The sequence below is a fragment of the Bartonella sp. AR 15-3 genome (genome assembly GCF_002022445.1).
In the GTDB taxonomy this organism is placed as follows: Bacteria; Pseudomonadota; Alphaproteobacteria; order Rhizobiales; family Rhizobiaceae; genus Bartonella.
Map to the genome: position 1 here is coordinate 1297721 of NZ_MUYE01000001.1, position 18764 is coordinate 1316484.

General features: G+C 38.5%; 15 protein-coding genes and 2 pseudogenes. 6 read left to right on the forward strand and 11 right to left on the reverse strand.

What is annotated here, in order from left to right; translation table 11 throughout:
* The first annotated feature begins 587 nt into the window (after positions 1–587).
* Positions 588–1394, forward strand: coding sequence for a hypothetical protein (locus BAR153v2_RS05855; RefSeq protein WP_078680690.1), 807 nt, complete (start codon positions 588–590; stop codon positions 1392–1394).
* A 106-nt stretch (positions 1395–1500) separates the two neighbouring features.
* Positions 1501–2052, forward strand: coding sequence for a dUTP diphosphatase (dut, locus tag BAR153v2_RS05860; protein ID WP_078680691.1), 552 nt, complete (start codon positions 1501–1503; stop codon positions 2050–2052).
* 50 nt (positions 2053–2102) lie between these two features.
* Here the strand turns inward: dut and BAR153v2_RS07650 are convergent, their stop codons facing one another.
* Genes BAR153v2_RS07650 through BAR153v2_RS05870 form a run of 3 tightly spaced genes read right to left on the reverse strand, consistent with a single transcriptional unit; the run spans position 2103 to position 3516 of the window.
* Positions 2103–2237 carry a hypothetical protein gene (locus BAR153v2_RS07650; protein WP_256385941.1) on the reverse strand — a complete coding sequence of 45 codons (135 nt, stop codon included), beginning with the start codon at positions 2235–2237 and terminating at the stop codon, positions 2103–2105.
* A complete protein-coding gene (locus BAR153v2_RS05865; protein ID WP_078680692.1) occupies positions 2238–2711 on the reverse strand; it encodes a biopolymer transporter ExbD in 474 nt (157 codons plus the stop codon).
* Complete coding sequence (locus tag BAR153v2_RS05870) at positions 2692–3516, reverse strand: MotA/TolQ/ExbB proton channel family protein (protein ID WP_078680693.1); 825 nt, start codon at positions 3514–3516, stop codon at positions 2692–2694. Before BAR153v2_RS05870 ends, BAR153v2_RS05865 begins: the two co-directional genes overlap by 20 nt.
* A 492-nt stretch (positions 3517–4008) precedes the next feature.
* Between BAR153v2_RS05870 and BAR153v2_RS05875 the strand changes: the two genes are divergently transcribed.
* Both BAR153v2_RS05875 and BAR153v2_RS05880 read left to right on the forward strand, forming a co-directional pair.
* The gene (locus BAR153v2_RS05875) at positions 4009–4329 is read left to right on the forward strand and encodes a YqjD family protein (protein ID WP_078680694.1); all 321 of its coding nucleotides are present in this window, start codon (positions 4009–4011) and stop codon (positions 4327–4329) included.
* A 3-nt stretch (positions 4330–4332) separates the two neighbouring features.
* Positions 4333–4755: a hypothetical protein gene (locus BAR153v2_RS05880; protein ID WP_078680695.1), complete on the forward strand. Its 423-nt coding sequence runs from the start codon at positions 4333–4335 to the stop codon at positions 4753–4755.
* 670 nt (positions 4756–5425) lie between these two features.
* Here BAR153v2_RS05880 and glmM read toward each other — a convergent pair.
* The 5 genes and pseudogenes from glmM to BAR153v2_RS05910 form a co-directional block, all read right to left on the reverse strand.
* Positions 5426–6787: a phosphoglucosamine mutase gene (gene glmM, locus BAR153v2_RS05885; protein ID WP_078680696.1), complete on the reverse strand. Its 1362-nt coding sequence runs from the start codon at positions 6785–6787 to the stop codon at positions 5426–5428.
* A gap of 368 nt (positions 6788–7155) precedes the next feature.
* Positions 7156–9245: pseudogene (gene ftsH / locus BAR153v2_RS05890) on the reverse strand (ATP-dependent zinc metalloprotease FtsH).
* Between the two features lie 152 nt (positions 9246–9397).
* Entirely contained in the window at positions 9398–10855 is a 1458-nt protein-coding gene (gene tilS, locus BAR153v2_RS05895) for a tRNA lysidine(34) synthetase TilS (protein WP_078680697.1), read from the reverse strand.
* 1070 nt (positions 10856–11925) lie between these two features.
* Positions 11926–12432 (reverse strand): peptidoglycan-associated lipoprotein Pal, encoded by a 507-nt coding sequence (pal, locus tag BAR153v2_RS05905; RefSeq protein WP_078680699.1) that lies wholly within the window; start codon positions 12430–12432, stop codon positions 11926–11928.
* Positions 12433–12646: 214 nt separating this feature from the next.
* The gene (locus BAR153v2_RS05910) at positions 12647–13342 is read right to left on the reverse strand and encodes a DUF1013 domain-containing protein (protein WP_078680700.1); all 696 of its coding nucleotides are present in this window, start codon (positions 13340–13342) and stop codon (positions 12647–12649) included.
* A gap of 331 nt (positions 13343–13673) precedes the next feature.
* On the opposite strand from BAR153v2_RS05910, the gene BAR153v2_RS05915 reads away from it, so the two are divergent.
* A complete protein-coding gene (locus BAR153v2_RS05915) occupies positions 13674–14420 on the forward strand; it encodes a YebC/PmpR family DNA-binding transcriptional regulator (RefSeq protein WP_078680701.1) in 747 nt (248 codons plus the stop codon).
* A 452-nt stretch (positions 14421–14872) separates the two neighbouring features.
* On the opposite strand, the gene rpmE is transcribed toward BAR153v2_RS05915, so the two are convergent.
* Positions 14873–15094, reverse strand: a complete 222-nt coding sequence (gene rpmE, locus BAR153v2_RS05920; protein WP_078680702.1) for a 50S ribosomal protein L31 — start codon at positions 15092–15094, stop codon at positions 14873–14875.
* A gap of 188 nt (positions 15095–15282) precedes the next feature.
* On the opposite strand from rpmE, the pseudogene BAR153v2_RS05925 reads away from it, so the two are divergent.
* Positions 15283–17129 (forward strand): annotated as a pseudogene (locus BAR153v2_RS05925) (ABC transporter transmembrane domain-containing protein).
* A 187-nt stretch (positions 17130–17316) separates the two neighbouring features.
* Here BAR153v2_RS05925 and BAR153v2_RS05930 read toward each other — a convergent pair.
* Both BAR153v2_RS05930 and efp read right to left on the reverse strand, forming a co-directional pair.
* The gene (locus tag BAR153v2_RS05930) at positions 17317–18108 is read right to left on the reverse strand and encodes an inositol monophosphatase family protein (RefSeq protein ID WP_078680703.1); all 792 of its coding nucleotides are present in this window, start codon (positions 18106–18108) and stop codon (positions 17317–17319) included.
* A gap of 18 nt (positions 18109–18126) precedes the next feature.
* Positions 18127–18699, reverse strand: a complete 573-nt coding sequence (gene efp, locus BAR153v2_RS05935; protein WP_078680704.1) for an elongation factor P — start codon at positions 18697–18699, stop codon at positions 18127–18129.
* Between the last annotated feature and the right edge of the window lie 65 nt (positions 18700–18764).

Genomic DNA, 18764 nt, shown 5'->3' on the forward strand with positions numbered 1-18764 from the left:
AATCTTTTCTCCCAAAGACGATGTCCTCTATTTTTTCTTTCCTTACAAAGTGACGACCTTACAGAGTGATGAAAAGCCTTTTCCCCTCCGTGTTATTTTGACACTTGCCCTCGACATTCGCCCTCAACGTTTGCCCTCGATGCTCATCCTTGACGCTCATCCTTGACGCTCATCCTTGACGCTCACCCTCGACGCTCACCCTCGACACTCACCCTCGATGCTCATCCTTGACGCTCATCCTTGACGCTCATCCTTTACGCTTGCCCTCGACACTCACCCTCGACACTCACCCTCGATGCTCACCCTCGATGCTCATCCTTGACGCTCATCCTTGACGCTTGCCCTTAAACGTTTTGAGAGTCCACTTTTCCTCCAACAGAAAGCGTTTCCAAGAGTGTCCATTCTGCAAAAAAGATTTTCATCCTATAGATATCTTATGGGGTTTCTCTACCGACTTATCCTTGTTTTTTCTACAAAGAAAACTTCCCTCTACAAAAACTTTATTAGCGAAATAAAATTTTTGAATTGATTTTCATTATTTTCTTTTTATATTTTAGAATAATTCTAAAACTAATTATATGAGTCCAATGTCTAAGTCTTTCTTTTCATCTGCACCTCAGAAGGTCTGTTCTTCTTGCACAGCACAAGAAATTGTTGCTCATGCTACCCAATTAAAAAAAGACCATGCCGCATTATATTTAAAGTATGCAAAAGCATTAAAATCGTCTTGTCCCACTCAAGCTTTAATTCTTGCTACCATGAGTCACAATGAGCTCCAACATCACCAGCAATTACTTAATCTTTCATGCCATATCAATGCAGGAACCTTAGGTTCATCGCCTGAAAGTCCTGCTTTTTCATCCTTTTCTCCTACTCAGTCTCCCTCTCAAGCTTCTGTAGAAACAGATCAATCTACCCTTACTCCTCATCAAAAGAGAACTCTCTTAACGTGGGTTCAACCCGGCCTTGCTGGGTTAATGGATGGTTCGATTTCCACCCTTGCTCCTATTTTTGCAGCCGCTTTTGCTACGGGGGATACATACAAAACTTTTTTAGTGGGTCTTTCGGCTTCTATTGGTGCTGGTCTTTCGATGGGACTTACAGAAGCTCTTCACGATGATGGTAAATTATCGGGCCGTGGCTCGCCTATAAAAAGAGGGATTGCTTGCGGTCTGATGACAATGCTTGGTGGTTTAGGGCATACGATTCCTTATTTAATTGACTCTTTTTTCTTAGCGACATTTATTGCGTTCATCATTGTATTTTTTGAATTAGGGGCTATTGTTTGGATCCAAAATAAATTCATGTCGATTCCCTTACGACGTGCTTCTTTTCAGATTATTCTCGGTGGCATTTTAGTTTTTGCGACAGGGGTTTTTATTGGCACAATCTGATCAAAAATATGGGACTTCTTTATTAAAGAATAACTATATTTTCTTGTTTTGTAAAAAGGCTTTTGTTAGGATATAAACCTGATTTATTTTTTGGGAATTCCTTGCCATGCCTCACTCTTCAATCACCCTTTCTCCTTCTCCTCAAAAAGACACTTTTTCTCACCTTGTACAAAAACTTCCTCTTCGGATTCAACGCCTTGATCACGCACAGGGACTTGACCTTCCCCATTATGCAACGGCAGGATCTGCAGGTCTTGATTTGCGAGCTGCTCTTGCCCCAGAAGAAATTGTTAATCTCATCCCAGGACAGCGTATTCTCATACCAACAGGCTTTATCTTTCACCTTCTTCCAGGGTACGAAGCACAAATTCGTCCACGATCTGGCCTTGCTTTAAAGCATGGCATCACTTGTCTAAACACTCCCGGAACGATTGATAGTGACTATCGTGGTGAAGTCAAAGTCATTCTAATTAATTTAGGGCAAGAAAACTTCCCCATCCATCGCGGGATGCGCATTGCACAAACGATCATTGCCCCAGTTATTCAGGTTGATGTTTGTGAATTTGATCCTACTCAAGAAGAGTCTCTCTCTGCTTCTTTCCAAACCATGCCGAACGATCGCGGCACGGGAGGTTTTGGCTCAACAGGACAAGAATAACACACTCACTCCTCTTCTTTCAGGGTAGCACTATTTGCCCTCATACGCCTCTACAGAGAGACCGACACAGAGACTCCCTCTGCCTTAGATCCCCTAGAATCTTCTAGAGATAAACTCCACACTCCAAAGCGTCCCAAAGCAGTGTTGAGGAGCATACATTCTAGAACAAGCATCTTAGAATGCATTCAGTCATCCTCTTCAGGCTCACTTACCCCGTGATGAGAAGCAGTTGTTGCAGCTTTATGGAGCCCTACAAGACCGATTTTGGTATATCCAGCCATTCGAATTTGATTAAGGAGATCTATAACAACTCCATAATCGATTTCGCTATCTGCTCGAATTAAGATCTTTGTTTCAAAATTACGCTGTGTTTTCTGCAACAAAAGATGAATCAACTCTGTTTTGCTGGTGTGATTTTCCCCAACATAAAGAGCATGATCCTTTTGTAAGGTAATATAAACGGGCTCATCAGTCTGAGTAACAACAGGGACTTGAGTGAGAGTAGGCAACTGAACAGGAAGAACCGATGTTGCCAAAGGAGCAGCGACCATAAATACAATCAACAGCACTAATATTACATCAATAAAAGGCGTTACATTAATCTCGCTATAGATGCCTTCTTCATTGTTTTCCCAATTATCATACTGATCTGTTTTCATAGCTAAACTGATAATTTTTATTCTGTTGTTGCCTATCGAATTCACGACTTACAAGCCTTTCGATCGCTGCTGCGATATCGGTTAAATCATTTCGATATCCATGTAGAACACGTATAAAACCATTATAGATAATAACAGCAGGAATTGCTACAAAAAGCCCTATAGCTGTTGCCAGCAAAGCTTCAGCAATTCCGGGTGCGACCACATCCAGCCGTGTTGTTTGGGACTTTGCAATTCCAATAAAGGAATTCATAATTCCCCAAACGGTTGCAAAAAGACCAACAAAGGGTGCCACAGATCCAATCGTCGCAAGAATAGCACTTCCGGAAGCAATACGCCGCGTTGCAGCAAACAAATAGCGTGATAAAAGCGAATGAATGCGTTCTTTCACTCCATCGATCTGCCCACAAGAAAGAATATCATCAGAAAAAACTTCGCCTTGATTTTTGTGTAAATCTTCGGATGTCATAAGACGAGGCTGCTGTGACGACAGATGTATTTCTTTGAGTGTCTCTTCCAAAAAGAAGACAGAAGTTCCTTTAATCTCTTTAAAATTTGCTATGAGTTCCGCAAGTGTTTGAGCTTTATTCGTTAAGTGAAGAGCATGCCGTGCTTTATATTTTGCAACAGTGAGTTCAACAATCTTGATAAAAGCAATTGTCCAGGAAAGAAGAGAAGCCAACAATAGAAGTATTATAACAGCTTTTACAACCCAATCAGCAGCCATAAACATTGAAAAAGGAGAAAAATCATGCATTGATAATGCACTCGTAGCGTTTTCTAAAGGAACTGTAGGAGATGTCATATTATATTCCTAACCCTTATATTTAAATTTTTTATTTCCCCTTTTATACTTCTTGATTACTCTTTATACTCTTTGACTACTTTTTATACTCTCTTTTAAATGTATAAATCTGAAAAAAACAAGTCATTATTTTTTTATTACTTACGATTAATCTTTTTTATTATCAAGAAGATTTTTTAGATATCATTTATATTTCTTTTTTCTCCTTTATAAAGAAAATCTCGCATTACTTTTCCCCATTACATCATTCCCAATTACGTTATTCTATGTATCGAAGAAGTATTTTGTTTTTGTAGAGAGCTCTTCTTTAAAGTTTTTTAAGAAACACCTCTCCCCCATTTTCTTAGAATGATGCCTAAAAAGCCTCTTCTTCAATAGACCAGGGAACCAAGAAGATTTTATGACGTTACAAAACATGACTATTAGATTTTTATTTCAGTCAAATAATATCAATACTCTGTACAATATAAGTCAATAGAAAGAATAATGATTATGGCAAATAATAAAACAAACAACAAAACAGATACAGAAAAAAAACTAAAAAAACAGCTGGATCAATTACGTAATGAAATTGCAGGCATCACCTCAACCGTAAGTGACTTTGGTTCCAACAAAATGAATGAAGCAAAAAACAAAGCTGAACAACTTTACAGTTCAGCAAAAGAAAATAGCGAAGAGCTCCTATCACAAGCGAAAAGCAAGTATAGTGATCTAGAAAAAACAGTCAACCAACATGTTCGTGATCATCCTGGCAAGGCTCTTCTTATTGCGACAGGAATTGGTTTTATTCTTTCTCACTTGTTGCGCCGTTAACCAATGTATAAAGTGATCGCACCCCTTTTGAGCCACCTTGCTGGTGGAGGGCTTCAAAGCACTGTCAAGAAAATCCAAATCCAAACATTTTGCTATGGGATTATTGGAATTGCATTATTTATAGCCCTGATCTTTTTATGCATCATAGGTTTTCTCGCATTATGTTTGGTGATGTCTCCTCTTGCAGCAGCAAGTACATTATTTTTTATATGGCTTTTTGTTGCAGGACTCAGCGTTGTTCTTTGCAAGCTTTTAAAATCGTCCCATCGTCACAATCACCAAAAGCAGTGGGAAAAACAGCGTCATGAGCTTATAACAACTTCGGCCCTTTCCAGCCTTACGCTATTAAACAAACATTTTCCTCTTGTTAAATTAGGGGGGCCTCTTCTCGGGCTTATGACTTATTTTCTCTGGAAAAAAAAATAAAAAAGACCTCCCTCAGAAAGAAGGGGGCACTTTTCGCACATCCAAAAGATGCTTGCTCTTCACCCAAAACCCTCCTCGAGAGGAATTCTTTTCAAGCTGAAGCCTTTTTGACAAAAGGACCCTTTGCTTTCAGGAATACTAAACCTGTAATCATTTTAATATTTTCTGTAACTAGAATAAGATCCGTCCAACAAATAGAATATTTTCTTTAGGACCAACGATACACTCTCTTTTGCTTGGTATCACACAACAAACTTTGGCCACAAGCATATCACTGTTTTTGATAGATCATTTTTTTCAAAGACAACAAGAGCATACTCTTTCACCACAAGAATATCTGTTTCTCCAATGGATTATTCTAAAATTCTTTCTCATATTCAATGCCTATAACAATAAAGCATTTTTACTGAATGATTTTATATTTTTATACTTTCCTTTGCTCATCATAAGAAGAGAATTGATAGAATAACTATAGCCTCTCTTACTTATATAAAAAGGAATGAGAGATTTCTCTCTGCAAAAGATAAACACACAAGCAAAAGAGTAAGTTTTTATCCCACCTCTCACATAAATTGACGGCATTGTGCACAAATTTATGTCCTTGTGTATAAGGATTCACAGCAATAAACAGAACAAAGCGCGCTCTTTTCTCAAAAGTTTTCCGCTCTTTTCACTGCACTGCTTTAGTGCCATCATGCTGCACAAGAACATCGCTGATCTCTGCAACAATCTCTTCAATTACTTCTTGATTGTCGCCTTCAGCCATTATGCGAATTAATGGTTCAGTTCCCGAGGAACGAACTACCAATCGTGCATCTTTGCCTAAACGTTTCTGTGCGCGATCGATTGCAGTTTTGACCTTAGATTTCTGCAATATATTTTTATTTTTAATTGCTATATTTTTTAAAATTTGTGGGACACTTTCAAAACACTGACATAAGTGGCTCATAGGATACTGCTTTTGCTGCATACAAGCAAGAATTTGCAAGGCAGCAACCAATCCATCACCGGTTGTTCCAAAATCACTTAAGACGATATGCCCAGAAGACTCTCCACCCACATTGTATCCTTTTTGACACATAGCATCTACAACGTAGCGATCTCCCACATTTGTCCGAATGAGATCCAATCCTTTGCTGTTTAAGAAGCGCTCAAGCCCCAGATTTGACATAATTGTCGTAACCACTCCATTGTTCTGCAACCTTTGCGTTTCATACCAATGCTCAGCAATAACAGCAATGATTTGATCCCCATCGACAGTTTGAGCTTTTTCATTAACCATGATCACCCGATCACCATCACCATCAAGAGCAATTCCAACATCGGCACGCACTTCATGCACTTTTCTTTTTAAAGACGTGAGATCCGTTGATCCGCATTTCTGATTAATATTAAAGCCCGTTGGCTCATTATTAATTGCAAAGACTTCTGCTCCTAATTCCCATAATGCGCGTGGCGCTGCTTTATAAGTGGCGCCATTGGCACAGTCCACAACAATACGCAAAGAATCCAATCGTACATCGCGTGGCAAAGTTCGTTTAGCATATTCGATATAACGATAAATATCCCCTTCCACGCGCTTAGCACGACCGATTTCTGAAGATTCTGCTAAAGAGTGTAAAAGGTCTGTCTCAACCAGTTGTTCAATTTTGATTTCTATTTCATCGGAAAGTTTAAAACCATCGGGACCAAAAAGTTTAATACCATTATCATAAAAGGGATTATGCGAAGCGGAAATCATCACGCCCAAATCAGCACGTAATGAACGGCATAACATAGCAACAGCAGGGGTTGGCACCGGTCCTAATAAGAAAGCATCCATTCCAGCAGCAGTCAATCCTGAAACCAAAGCATTTTCTAACATATAACCAGATAAACGTGTGTCTTTTCCAATAACCACGCGATGTGATTGTTCTTTTGTGCGAAAGAGAACACCAACTGCCATTCCTATTTTCATGGCAAAATCTGGTGTCATAGGAAAAAGATTGGCTTTCCCTCGAATTCCATCTGTACCGAAATATTTTCGTACCATTTTTTTCCTTTTACATAGATACTTCTCTTACAGCTCCGACATACTGCAATTTTTTACGTTTTGATTATTTTTTAAAATGAAGAAGAAATCTCTTATCAAAAGAACTTTTTTCCATTTTACTGAAGATATATCATAATGAATGAACTCCTAAGAGTTCTATACTCTCCGTCAAAAATTTTAATTTTCTTCCAGCTTTTACTGCACCCTCCTTCGCAACGCTTCTCTTTTTTCCTCACTGATTTTCTTAAACCCAACCTCACAGCTTTTATTCTCCTAGACAATACCATTCTGTCTTTAAAATTCTCTGAAGAATTTGAATAGATTTTTGTGATTATGATGCATAAAACTTTAATAATGATATGTTTTGACTAAGCATCATTAGCAGGAGTTTGTTTTTTCTTTAGCTCAGAAGTATGAGGCTTTTCTGTAGCTTTTTCTTTATTTGCAGAGATATTTCCTGTTTCAGCTTTATCAGATTTATTTGCTTCAGTTTTATTTTTTTTGTTTTGTAATTTTGTTTCAGCATCACTGGTCTCATCTTTGTGTGTCTGATTCTCTTCTTCAAGACTGAGAGTATTTTTTCTTCCTTTTTTCCCTACTTTAGGCACAACTGAAGATCGCGAACTTTGATTCTCACTTGCTTGTGAGCGAACAGGAGGTTTACCTTTAATGATATCATTAATTTCTTGACCTGTTAATGTTTCATATTCCAACAAGCCCTGAGCAATAGCCCACCACTGTTTCTTTTTTTCTTTCAAAATTTTTGTTGCACTTTTGTAAGCATCATCAATCAGCTTACGCACTTCAGCATCGATCATGCGGGCTGTCTCTTCAGAGATATTTTGTGTTCTTGCAACGGAATGCCCTAAAAAAACCTCATCTTGATTATCGCCATAAGCAACATTTCCGAGAATATCGGAAAATCCCCATCGCGTGATCATTGCTCGTGCTAACTTTGTTGCTTGTTCAATATCAGATGCTGCTCCAGAGGTGATATTTTCTTTTCCAAATTTCAATTCTTCGGCAACTCTTCCTCCCATCATGATAGCCAAACGTGAAATCATCCAACGATAACTCATAGAATAACGATCCCCTTCTGGCAATTGCATGACCATGCCCAGAGCTCTTCCCCTTGGCACAATTGTTGCTTTATGAACGGGGTCAGCAACAGGAACACTCAAAGCTACAATAGCATGTCCTGCTTCGTGATAGGCTGTGAGTTCTTTTTCCTCTTGTGTCATAGCCGTTGAACGACGTTCAGCCCCATCATCACTTTATCTTTGGCGTCTTCAAACTCTTGCATTGTCACCACTCTTTTATTACGGCTTGCAGCCATTAAAGCAGCTTCATTAACAAGATTCATCAAATCAGCTCCGGAAAATCCTGGTGTTCCCCTCGCTAATATTTTCAGATCAACATTAGGAGCCAGAGGCACATTCCGCACATGCACTTTTAAAATTTGTTCCCGTCCGGATACATCAGGATTTGGGACAACAACTTGTCGATCGAACCGTCCAGGTCTTAACAAAGCAGGATCGAGTACATCAGGACGATTTGTTGCAGCAATTAAAATAATGCTTTCATTGGGTTCAAATCCATCCATTTCAACCAGTAGCTGATTTAATGTTTGCTCGCGTTCATCATTTCCTCCGCCCAATCCTGCACCCCGATGACGCCCTACAGCATCAATTTCATCGATAAAGATAATACAAGGGGCATTTTTTTTGGCTTGTTCAAACATATCACGAACACGGCTTGCTCCAACTCCCACGAACATTTCCACAAAATCCGACCCAGAAATAGTAAAGAAGGGCACATTAGCTTCCCCTGCAACAGAACGAGCAAGCAAAGTTTTCCCTGTCCCTGGAGGCCCTACGAGCAAAACACCCCGTGGAATACGCCCACCTAAACGCTGAAATTTTTGTGGTTCCCGTAAAAAATCGACAATTTCTTGTAGATCCTGCTTAGCCTCTTCAACACCAGCAACATCTTGAAAAGTGACTCTTCCATGCGCTTCTGTAAGCAATTTTGCTTTTGACTTCCCAAAACCCATAGCGCCGCGTGATCCATTTTGCATCTGTCGCATAAAGAAAATCCACGCCCCAACGATAATAATAACGGGAAGCAACGAAAATAATAAATTAAGAAAGATGTTATTTCCAGAACTTTCTGGAATAGCTTTAACATTGACTTTTTTGTTTTCCAATTTTTGCACCAACCCTGGATCTCTTGGTGCATAGGTTGAGATAGCCCTCTGATCTACAGTTTTTCCTACTAACTTTTGCCCTTGAATAGTTACAGCTTTAAGCTCGCCATTCTCAACTTTCTGTAAAAATTCAGAATAAGATATTTCGCTATTTCCAGAGTGCTGGCTATCTCCATTAAAAAGAGAAAATAACACAATTAAAACAACAGCAATGATCCCCCAAATCAAAAGGGAGCGATAATTGGAATTCATATTAAGCCCATTTATTTAAATAGAGATTCTTAAGAGTCGCGTCCAACATATAATCTTGTTTCTTCCTTGCCAAGATACAAGAACTATTTATTATCTTTTAAAATGATTTTTCTTCGTCTTTTCCCCTTTTTTCTTTAAATCTTAATTTTTACTCAATTAAAATTGAAGAAAGATCCTACAACATCGACAATCGGTGCATCTTCTTGTGACACCAACCAATGAAACGGCGCCATAATGCGTTTGATTATAATATTGCGTCGACAATAAAAATGATATGTCAATTCTGGAATATCAACTCCTTTTTCATTAGAAATCATCACCAACGATTGCAAAGAGGGAAAATGGGGAGCTTCGAGATCACCTTTACCTTGATTGAGATAATCTTTCAGGTGAAGTAAATCCGCAGGCCCTACGCATATGGCTGTTGTATCATGATTAATAATTTGATAGCGCTGATCCCATATAAAGGTTTCTCCCGGAGCAATAGTTGCTTTTTGAATATGACGTGCTTCGCGCCATATAGCAAGTCCTTTTCGGCTATATTCAATAACCGCCCCAGCCAGAGTAAACCGTTTTTTTTCTAGATCATGTAAACATAATTTTTGATCCAGAGCGGCCAATTTTTGAGAAGACAGCAAATATGAGCTTCCCCCCATTAAAACAATAAAAAGCCCAACAACAAAGGGGAAGGCATGATGTTGCTGTAAAAAGGAAGGAGGCTTTCCGATAAAACAGTGCCCATACTCCACAGTGATATCCAAGGCTAAAATCAAATCTGCAACCTTTTGCGCTTGTACCCGACGTTGCACTGTAGCTTTATGAACTTTTTGAGCGATTTCAGTAAGCTTTTTTTGATGAAGAAAATGACGCACACGCACACGCTCAAATTTTAAGTCTTCATTTGTTGGATCATCAATCCATGTTGATCCCCGTAAAGACAAATAAGCACGCAACGTTTTACGTCTAACCCCAAGTAATGGCCGAATCAAACGCACTTTGCCATACAACAAAGCTTCTCTTGGCATACAAGATAAACCGCGCTCATATCTTTCTTCGTCCTTTTGGACCAACCTTTTGTGACTATTTTCTTTTGATATCTCCATTTCTTCATTTGCAGGCGCCTTATCCTTTTCTCTATCTTTCCATGGCATTTCTGAAGTTTCGTGTCGAGCCGCTTCCGTTTTCTTTTGACTCCGTTGAACACGCATTTGATAAGTTTCAGCCTGATCATTGAGCGTATGCCCTGTCATAATCAGTGTTGCACCTTGTTTTTGTGCTTCTTTGAACAATAAATCATATCGCGCAATCCGCGCTTTTTCGCTTATTTTTGTTTGTGGTTTTTTGCCTTCCCATCGTACAATGATATGTTTTATCTGAAAGGCATAGCAAATTTTTGCAACATTTTCTGCTTCATACGCTGATTCTTCACGTAATTGATGATCAATTGTTACAACAATCACTTCTGGAGCAATGGGCAATGTTTTTAAATGCTCTTTGACCAAAAACAATAAAGCTAATGAATCACTCCCTCCAGAAACCCCTAAAATCAATTTCTGACAATGAGAAAAATCTGTTTTTTTAAAAAGATTTTTTGCTAATTTAATGGACACTGGGAACGACTTCACTCCTCATTGAAAGCACACTGACACAAACACTTCCAATATTTTAGTCTCTTTTGATTTATCTCCAAGGTATCATGAACTTTACTCTTTTGATCAATCCATTATGCACCTCATTAAGATCAGTAAAATCTCAGTATCATAAAATATTTTGACCTCTCAACCCTCTACATGAAAGAGAGGATAGCGCTTCGTAAAACTCTTTTTTCACTCTATAGCTGCAACAGCATACTCAAAGAGCTACAATAAAATACCCCAAGTTGCTACAACAGAACATTCAAGTTGCATCTCTTAAAGAATTGAATTCAGAACACTTACTTAAATGGCGTATAAATTCTTTTATCCTCAGGATAAAAACGAAAATCTCCAGTCACAGTGATTATTATATAGCATATGGAACTGAAACCCTCCACAGCATTGTATAAAAAATGTGCTTCGTTGCCTTAAGGTTGTCTCCAATAACTTCCCGTATTATTTATAATTGCTTTTTGTTTATCCCTGGAAAATCATTCCATGGATCATTATCTGACCGTCACAGCCTTTTTAATCCTTTCCCACATCGACTCTCTTTGCAGTTTTAAAAACTGATACACCTACCGAGAAGCCTAATACATAAAGGATTACGAATACAATAAAGGACTCTTTCTTGTTTATATTCTTGTTTATAAAAAATGCTTTTTTCCTTTTTGTTATGCTGTTATGCGCAAACACACCTGTAGACTTTTTACTTTGAAAAAGCATAGAATATCTTTTTATCTGAAGGAAAAGAGAAGAAAAGAATTTTTTAAATATTGTACAAAAAAGCGCATAAACGGAACTCAAATGAAGAGAAAACTTTCTACCCTGTTATTCCCTTTCTATCTCTGCCTATATTTACTTCTTTCTTTTATTCCTCCGCAGCACTTTATTCCTTTACTCAGCCCCACTTACTGGTCTTTTTTAGCCCTTTATCGTCTTTATAATAACTTCTCGTATTATTAACGACTAAAACAGCACGTCGATTTTGGTTCCAACAAGAGATATTATCACAACTGGTCTCTTTTTTAGCCCTTTATCGTCTTTTAATGACTTCTCGTATTATTAACGACTAAAACAGCACGTCGATTTTGGTTCCAACAAGAGATATTATCACAAATTGCTACAGGTCTTTCTTTTCCGTAAGAGACCGTATTCATTCTCTGGGAAGATACACCCAAAGAAATAAGATAATCACGCACCGCAACGGCACGACGTTGCCCAAGAGCTAAATTGTACTCACGCGTTCCGCGTTCATCGGCATGGCCTTCAATCGTAATAAAATAGTGCGGATAACGAAGCAACCATTCTGCTTGACGTGCTAAAATATATTCGGCATCGGATTCAATAGAAGAGGAATCCAAACTAAAAAAAATGCGATCTCCAACATTAACAGTAAAATCTTGTGACGAACCCGCCTGTACATTATTGAAACCAGAATTACTGACAGAGTTGTTTGTATCAATACTCTTTTTGCCACAACCGATCAAAGTTAACAACAAACAAAAGACTACCCCGAGTGGATAATGGATAACATTTCGAAGAGAATTCATAAACCCGTTCTCCTTATTTTACTATTATCATAAATATTATATGCCTTACTTTTTATAATCTTTTCGAAATAAAAGCTTGCTCTTTTTTATTTTCTCTTCCTTCTTCCATCTTTGGTAGATGTTTCACTGAGCTTTTCGCTCATTTTTCTCTCCAGCCTCTCTCTTCAGCTTTATCTAAGATTTTCTGCTTTACTTTTACAGCTTTGCTCATTTTTTATTCTTGTTCTTCTTCTTGAGGTTTTTTTTGCAAAGCGTTGAGTTTAGCAAACACCGTATCAGCATCGAGATTCTTATCAAAAGTTTTTTCAAATTCACTCTCATCCAGAGTGGCATTCTCTGTCACTGATGTTGGAAGTAAAGTTTTATCTCCCTCCATAGGCAAAGGAAGATTTTTTATTGCCCGTTGTAATTCAAAATCCAAATCAATTTGCGAACATAACCCTAAGCCTACGGGATCCAGAGGAACTAAATTATTACTATTCCAATGGGTTCTGTTACGAATTTGCTCAATAGTTCCTTTAGTTGTGCCAATCAATCGTGCGATTTGCGCATCTTTTAATTCAGGATGATTGAGAATCAACCATAAGATCCCATTGGGGCGATCTTGACGCCGAGACAAAGGAATATAGCGTGCGCCTTTGCGCTTAGTTTGAGGAACCTGTACTTTTGATGCAGAAATTTTTAATCGCGCTGTTGCATCTGCTTCGACACGTGCGATTTCACTCCGTGTTAACTGACCAGAACTAATAGGATCCAAACCTCTAATTCCGTGTGCCGCTTCACCATCAGCAATTGCTTTGACCTCTAACACATGTAATTGACAAAACTCGGCGATCTGATCAAAAGAAAGTGCTGTATTATCGACTAACCAAACAGCTGTTGCTTTGGGCATCAAAAGTTGCGTTGACATATTTATTATATCCTTTTATCGACCTCTTCTTGAGGCAGGTTACTGCCCACTCTGAAACTTTAACCTTTTATTATAGAAGACTTTCACCCTATCCTAACAAGATGACACACAAAACAAATCACTTAATAACCATGAAATCATAATCTTTATATCCTGATTTTTGGCTCACGACAAGAGATCTCTCTCATACATAACAATCATAATCAGAATGTCTTTACCTTTGAGAAGAATTTTTTTATAAAGATTTTCTTTAATCTCGTTGCTCTTTTTTTTATGGTAGATTTATCCCACAAAAAGTAAAGTGTTTGATCATCCAACAAAAAGGTAAGCCATGGCAGGCCATTCACAATTTAAAAATATTATGCACCGTAAAGGACGTCAAGATGCGATGCGTTCAAAAATATTTTCCAAACTTGCACGTGAAATCACGGTCGCAGCCAAACAAGGCTCTCCTGACCCAACAATGAATCCGCGTTTAAGACTCGCAGTTCAAAATGCAAAAGCTCAATCAATGCCAAAAGATAATATTGAACGAGCGATCAAAAAAGCTTCAGGTGGTGATGCCGAAAATTATGATGAAGTGCGCTATGAGGGGTATGGCCCTGGCGGTGTAGCTGTTATTGTTGAAGCCTTAACCGATAACCGCAATCGTACTGCTTCAAATGTCCGTGCTGCTTTCACAAAATCAGGAGGCGCCTTAGGAGAAACAGGTTCCGTCGGCTTTATGTTTAATCGCATTGGTGAAATTATCTATAAACTTGAATCTGGAACCGCTGACACTATTATGGAAGCAGCAATTGAAGCAGGAGCTGAAGACGTACAATCGGAAGAGACAGGTCACCACATTTTTTGTGCCTTTGAAGATATTGGTGAAGTTTCGAAAATTCTTGAAAACACACTTGGCGAAGCAGAATCTATTAAAACCATTTGGAAAGCAACTACCCTCGCACCAATTGATGAAGAAAAAGCGCTTTCTGTTTTACGTTTGATCTCCACCTTAGAAGAAGATGATGATGTGCAGAATGTTTATGCCAATTTTGATGTCAGTGATGAAATTTTAGCAAAACTGTCAGCATAACTCTTTATTCTGCTTTTGATTAACAAAAATTTCATAGGTAAAGCGAAAAGAAAGATAGAGCAAACATTCTGTTTTAAAAAGAGGCTTGGTTGTTAAGAAAGAATTTTTATTTGATCTTTTTATTAAGTAAAGAAAGACTTTTCTGCTTTATTGCTTGAAAACAGCAGTGCTTTTTACATTTGTTTTTCATACATAGAATTTTTTAGCAATTTTTCCTTTGATATAGGACTTTTCTTTAGTTTAGGGATTAGGACTCTTTGTCTTTTTCTTATTTTTGCGATTTTTCAAAGACCTTTTGTGCTTCTCTTTTCATCATAAAATCTTCTCTTTTGACATAAGAGATTAAGCGCTTCCTTTTCTTTTGCGAACAAAACCGGAGCTCTTCATAGAGCTCTTGAAAAAATAAATCTTGAAAAGTTCATGCCTCTTTATGCTTCAGATAATTGGAAATTTTAAAAGCCAAGGCCCCCAAAGCGATTCTTAAACTTAGAAACACGCCCACCACGATCAACCAATGTTTGCGATCCTCCAGTCCATGCCGGATGGCTTATTGGGTCGATATCCAAATTCAGGGTATCCCCTTCTTTGCCCCACGTTGAACGGGTTGTATACTGAGTTCCATCAGTCATCACAACATTAATCATGTGATAATCAGGGTGAATATTAGCTTTCATACGACAAACTTTCTATCTTCACGCAACGAAATAGCACTTTATGTATTTTTTAAGTGCGCTCTCTTTGTCTTTTTGATACACTCGTTAAATTAAAATTTCAATAGCTGAGTACGTATCAAAAAACAAGTGCCCAAAATATCTGAATCTATTTAAATTTTATCATTAACCCAATAAAGACGCAAAATCCCATGAAATTCCTGAACCTCTCAGAAAAATCTAAGAATCCTTTCAAAGTAAAACATTCTTTTTCTTCTTTTAGCCCTTATATAAAACGTTACAATTGCCTTATAATTTGCGCTTTTCTCTCTTTATTGGTTGCGGCTTGTGTCACTCTTGCTTTACCAGTTGCTATCCGTCAAATGCTTGATTACGGTTTTTCAGCTTCAAGCCATGGAAAAATGAATTTCTATTTTGGTATTTTATTTATCTTAGCTTTACTGCTTGCTCTGGCTTCAGCCATCCGTTACTATTGTGTCATCACACTGGGTGAACGATTCATTGCTGATTTACGGCGTGATGTTTTTCAACATATTCTGCACCTTTCTCCTGATTTTTTTGATTATTCCCATTCAGGAGAAATTATTTCACGTCTTTTAACAGATACAACCCAGATAAAATTAGCGGTAGGATCGACAGCCTCTACAGCGTTGCGTCATCTTATTGTTGTGATTGGAGCCATTGTCATGATGGTCATCACAAACACTAAGCTCTCCTTATTGGTTTTGCTTGCCATTCCCTTTATTGCCATTCCCTTGATTGTTTTTGGACGCAAAGTACGCACACGCACACGCACAACGCAAGACCGCCTAGCAGAAGCCAATGCGTTAGCCTCGGAACAGGTGAGTGCCATTCGCACGGTCCAAGCTTTTACAGCTGAAAAAAATATCTCTGAGCGTTTTTCAATACTGATTGAACGTGTTTTTCAAACAGCCCGCACTTCTGTGATTCTTCGTTCTTGTTTCACTGGCTTTGCGATCTTTCTTGTTTTTAGTAGTGTTGTCGCAATTTTGTGGATTGGATCGCAGGATGTTTTACACGGAACCATGACAGGGGGAACGCTTGGCCAATTTGTTCTCTATGCGGTTTTTGCAGCAACAACATTTGCACAATTATCAGAAATTGGAGCGGAATTAGTGCAAGCAGCAGGAGCGGCAGAACGTCTTGTTGAATTATTACAAAAAAAACCCACCATTACAACGCCTGCATCTCCTTTATCACGCGCCCTTCCCATTCAAGGGTCTCTTATTTTTGATCGTGTTCATTTCACCTACCCTTCCAGACCAGAAAAAAAGATTTTGCTTGATTTATCTTTTTCCATCAAAGCAGGAGAAACTGTTGCTTTTGTTGGCCCTTCGGGGCAGGGAAAAGTACCCTTTTTTCTCTTATTCTTCGTTTTTATGATCCTATCAGTGGTCGTATCCAGTTTGACGGCATTGACATTAACCGCCTTTCCCTTCATGACCTACGTTCTTCGATTTCCTACGTTCCTCAAGAAATCGATATCTTTGAGGGAACAGTTCGCGAGAACATAGCCTTTGGTGCTCACAATCCTCATGAAGAACAAATCATTGCTGCGGCCCAAGCAGCCAATGCATCTGAATTTATCGACTCCTTACCACAGGGTTTTGAAACCCAAGTAGGAGAAGGAGGCATCATGCTTTCAGGAGGACAAAAACAACGCATTGGTCTTGCGCGCGCGATCTTGAAAAATGCCCCTCTCCTGTTATTGGATGAAGCAACATCAGCCTTAGATGCAACGAATGAAAAGTTGGTGCAAAAAGCCTTAGACGAACTCATGAAAAATCGCACAACTTTAGTCATTGCTCACCGCTTAGCAACAGTGTTAAAAGCAGATCGTATTCTTGTAATGGATCAAGGCTCTATTATTGAGGAAGGAACTCACGCCCAACTGATTAAGCAAAATGGAATTTATGCGCGTTTAGCTAAACTCCAATTTTCATCTGAACAAACTTCACAAAAAACTAAACCGACAAAACCTCATAAAAATAAAAAAAGAAAAGCATCAAAAGAATGAAGCCCAAAGCATCAAATCTGAAAAATATGCAACTGATTTGTGCTTCCCATCAAATACCGTTGCTCGACACTTAAACGAAGAAAGTAAACCACTGCCATTTTTCTTGCCAAATACTTACTTGACCCAAACCTCGCTTCTTTTTTCTCGATAAAAACTGCTTTTCTCTGTAAAAAGTTTGCGCTTTAAATCACACTTCTTTTTTGAGGATTTTTCGTAATTCAGTGTGAATAATTTCATTACCAGCAACAATATTTTTTTTATTAAAAATATCGTGTCCCCCATCTTTATCACTTACAAATCCACCTGCTTCACGAACCATCAAAAGTCCAGCAGCCATATCCCAAATTTGGAGATTATCTTCCCAAAAGCCATCGACTCTTCCAGCAGCCACATAAGCTAAATCAAGAGAAGCAGCTCCGAAACGCCGAATTCCAGAAACTTCAGCCATTACATTACGTAATTCTGCCAAGTAGTCTTCGTGATTTGAACGCCCCAAATGGGGTAATCCTGTCGCAATGATACAATGTTCCAATTGACGCCGTGCTGCCACACGACAACGCCGATCATTGAGAAAAGCCCCACAGCCACGTTCAGCAGTAAAGAGCTCATCAAGAATAGGATTATAAATAACAGCAGCGACGATCTGTGCCTGGCGTTCTAAAGCAATTGAAACAGCAAAAAAAGGAAGACCATGCAAAAAATTTATTGTTCCATCTAAAGGATCAACAATGAAACGATGCTGAGAATCTTCTCCGATAATTTCCTGAGACTCTTCCATCAGAAACCCAAATTTTGGTCTTGCTTTGCTCAATTCAGTAAAAATGATTTTCTCAGCTTTATAATCTGCTCGACTTACGTAATCTCCTGGACCTTTCAAAGAAACTTGTAGATTTTGAACTTCACCATAATCACGCACCAAAGAACGGCCTGCTTTTATAGCGGCCTGCACCATAATATGCATGATTGCAGAATGAGCCATCTCTTATCCTTTTATTTTTTATCCCTTTTCATTTGCACGACGCAAATAAATCAACTCATTAGTATCCACCACGATACGCTCTCCTGAATTAATGAAAGGAGGAACAAGAATACGAATCCCATTTTCAAGAATGGCAGGCTTATAAGAAGACGTCACTGTTTGCCCTTTGATTGCAGGATCAGCTTCAGCAATGGTTATAGTAACCTGATCAGGCAATGATATCCCAATTGGTTTTTCTTGATAGAGCTCAACAGTTACGGTCATACCCTCTTTTAAAAAAGCAGCGCGATCACCCACAAAATCTTTTTGCAATTCAAGCTGCTCATAGGAAAGTGAATCCATAAAGACCAAAACATCCCCCTGCTGATAAAGGAAAGTAAAATCTTTTTGTTCGAGTCGCACTCTTTCAACGGTTTCAGCGGCACGAAATCGTTCATTCAGCTTTGTACCATCGATCATATTTTTCATCTCAACCTGATTAAATGCGCCCCCTTTCCCTGGCTTAACGGCATTACATTTCACAACTACCCATAAACCTCCTTGATGTTCAATCACATTTCCAGGTCGAATTTCATTCCCATTGATTTTCATTATTCATCTCCAATTTGATGATTACAGAGGAGACCTCTTATTTTATTTTTTCAAAAAACCAAAGC

Bases quoted from the DNA above. Each gene is read 5' to 3' on its own strand.
- BAR153v2_RS05855 (WP_078680690.1), top strand. From the start codon at position 588: ATGTCTAAGTCTTTCTTTTCATCTGCACCTCAGAAGGTCTGTTCTTCT.
- dut (WP_078680691.1), top strand. From the start codon at position 1,501: ATGCCTCACTCTTCAATCACCCTTTCTCCTTCTCCTCAAAAAGACACT.
- BAR153v2_RS07650 (WP_256385941.1), bottom strand. From the start codon at position 2,237: ATGCATTCTAAGATGCTTGTTCTAGAATGTATGCTCCTCAACACTGCT.
- BAR153v2_RS05865 (WP_078680692.1), bottom strand. From the start codon at position 2,711: ATGAAAACAGATCAGTATGATAATTGGGAAAACAATGAAGAAGGCATC.
- BAR153v2_RS05870 (WP_078680693.1), bottom strand. From the start codon at position 3,516: ATGACATCTCCTACAGTTCCTTTAGAAAACGCTACGAGTGCATTATCA.
- BAR153v2_RS05875 (WP_078680694.1), top strand. From the start codon at position 4,009: ATGGCAAATAATAAAACAAACAACAAAACAGATACAGAAAAAAAACTA.
- BAR153v2_RS05880 (WP_078680695.1), top strand. From the start codon at position 4,333: ATGTATAAAGTGATCGCACCCCTTTTGAGCCACCTTGCTGGTGGAGGG.
- glmM (WP_078680696.1), bottom strand. From the start codon at position 6,787: ATGGTACGAAAATATTTCGGTACAGATGGAATTCGAGGGAAAGCCAAT.
- pal (WP_078680699.1), bottom strand. From the start codon at position 12,432: ATGAATTCTCTTCGAAATGTTATCCATTATCCACTCGGGGTAGTCTTT.
- BAR153v2_RS05910 (WP_078680700.1), bottom strand. From the start codon at position 13,342: ATGTCAACGCAACTTTTGATGCCCAAAGCAACAGCTGTTTGGTTAGTC.
- BAR153v2_RS05915 (WP_078680701.1), top strand. From the start codon at position 13,674: ATGGCAGGCCATTCACAATTTAAAAATATTATGCACCGTAAAGGACGT.
- rpmE (WP_078680702.1), bottom strand. From the start codon at position 15,094: ATGAAAGCTAATATTCACCCTGATTATCACATGATTAATGTTGTGATG.
- BAR153v2_RS05930 (WP_078680703.1), bottom strand. From the start codon at position 18,108: ATGGCTCATTCTGCAATCATGCATATTATGGTGCAGGCCGCTATAAAA.
- efp (WP_078680704.1), bottom strand. From the start codon at position 18,699: ATGAAAATCAATGGGAATGAAATTCGACCTGGAAATGTGATTGAACAT.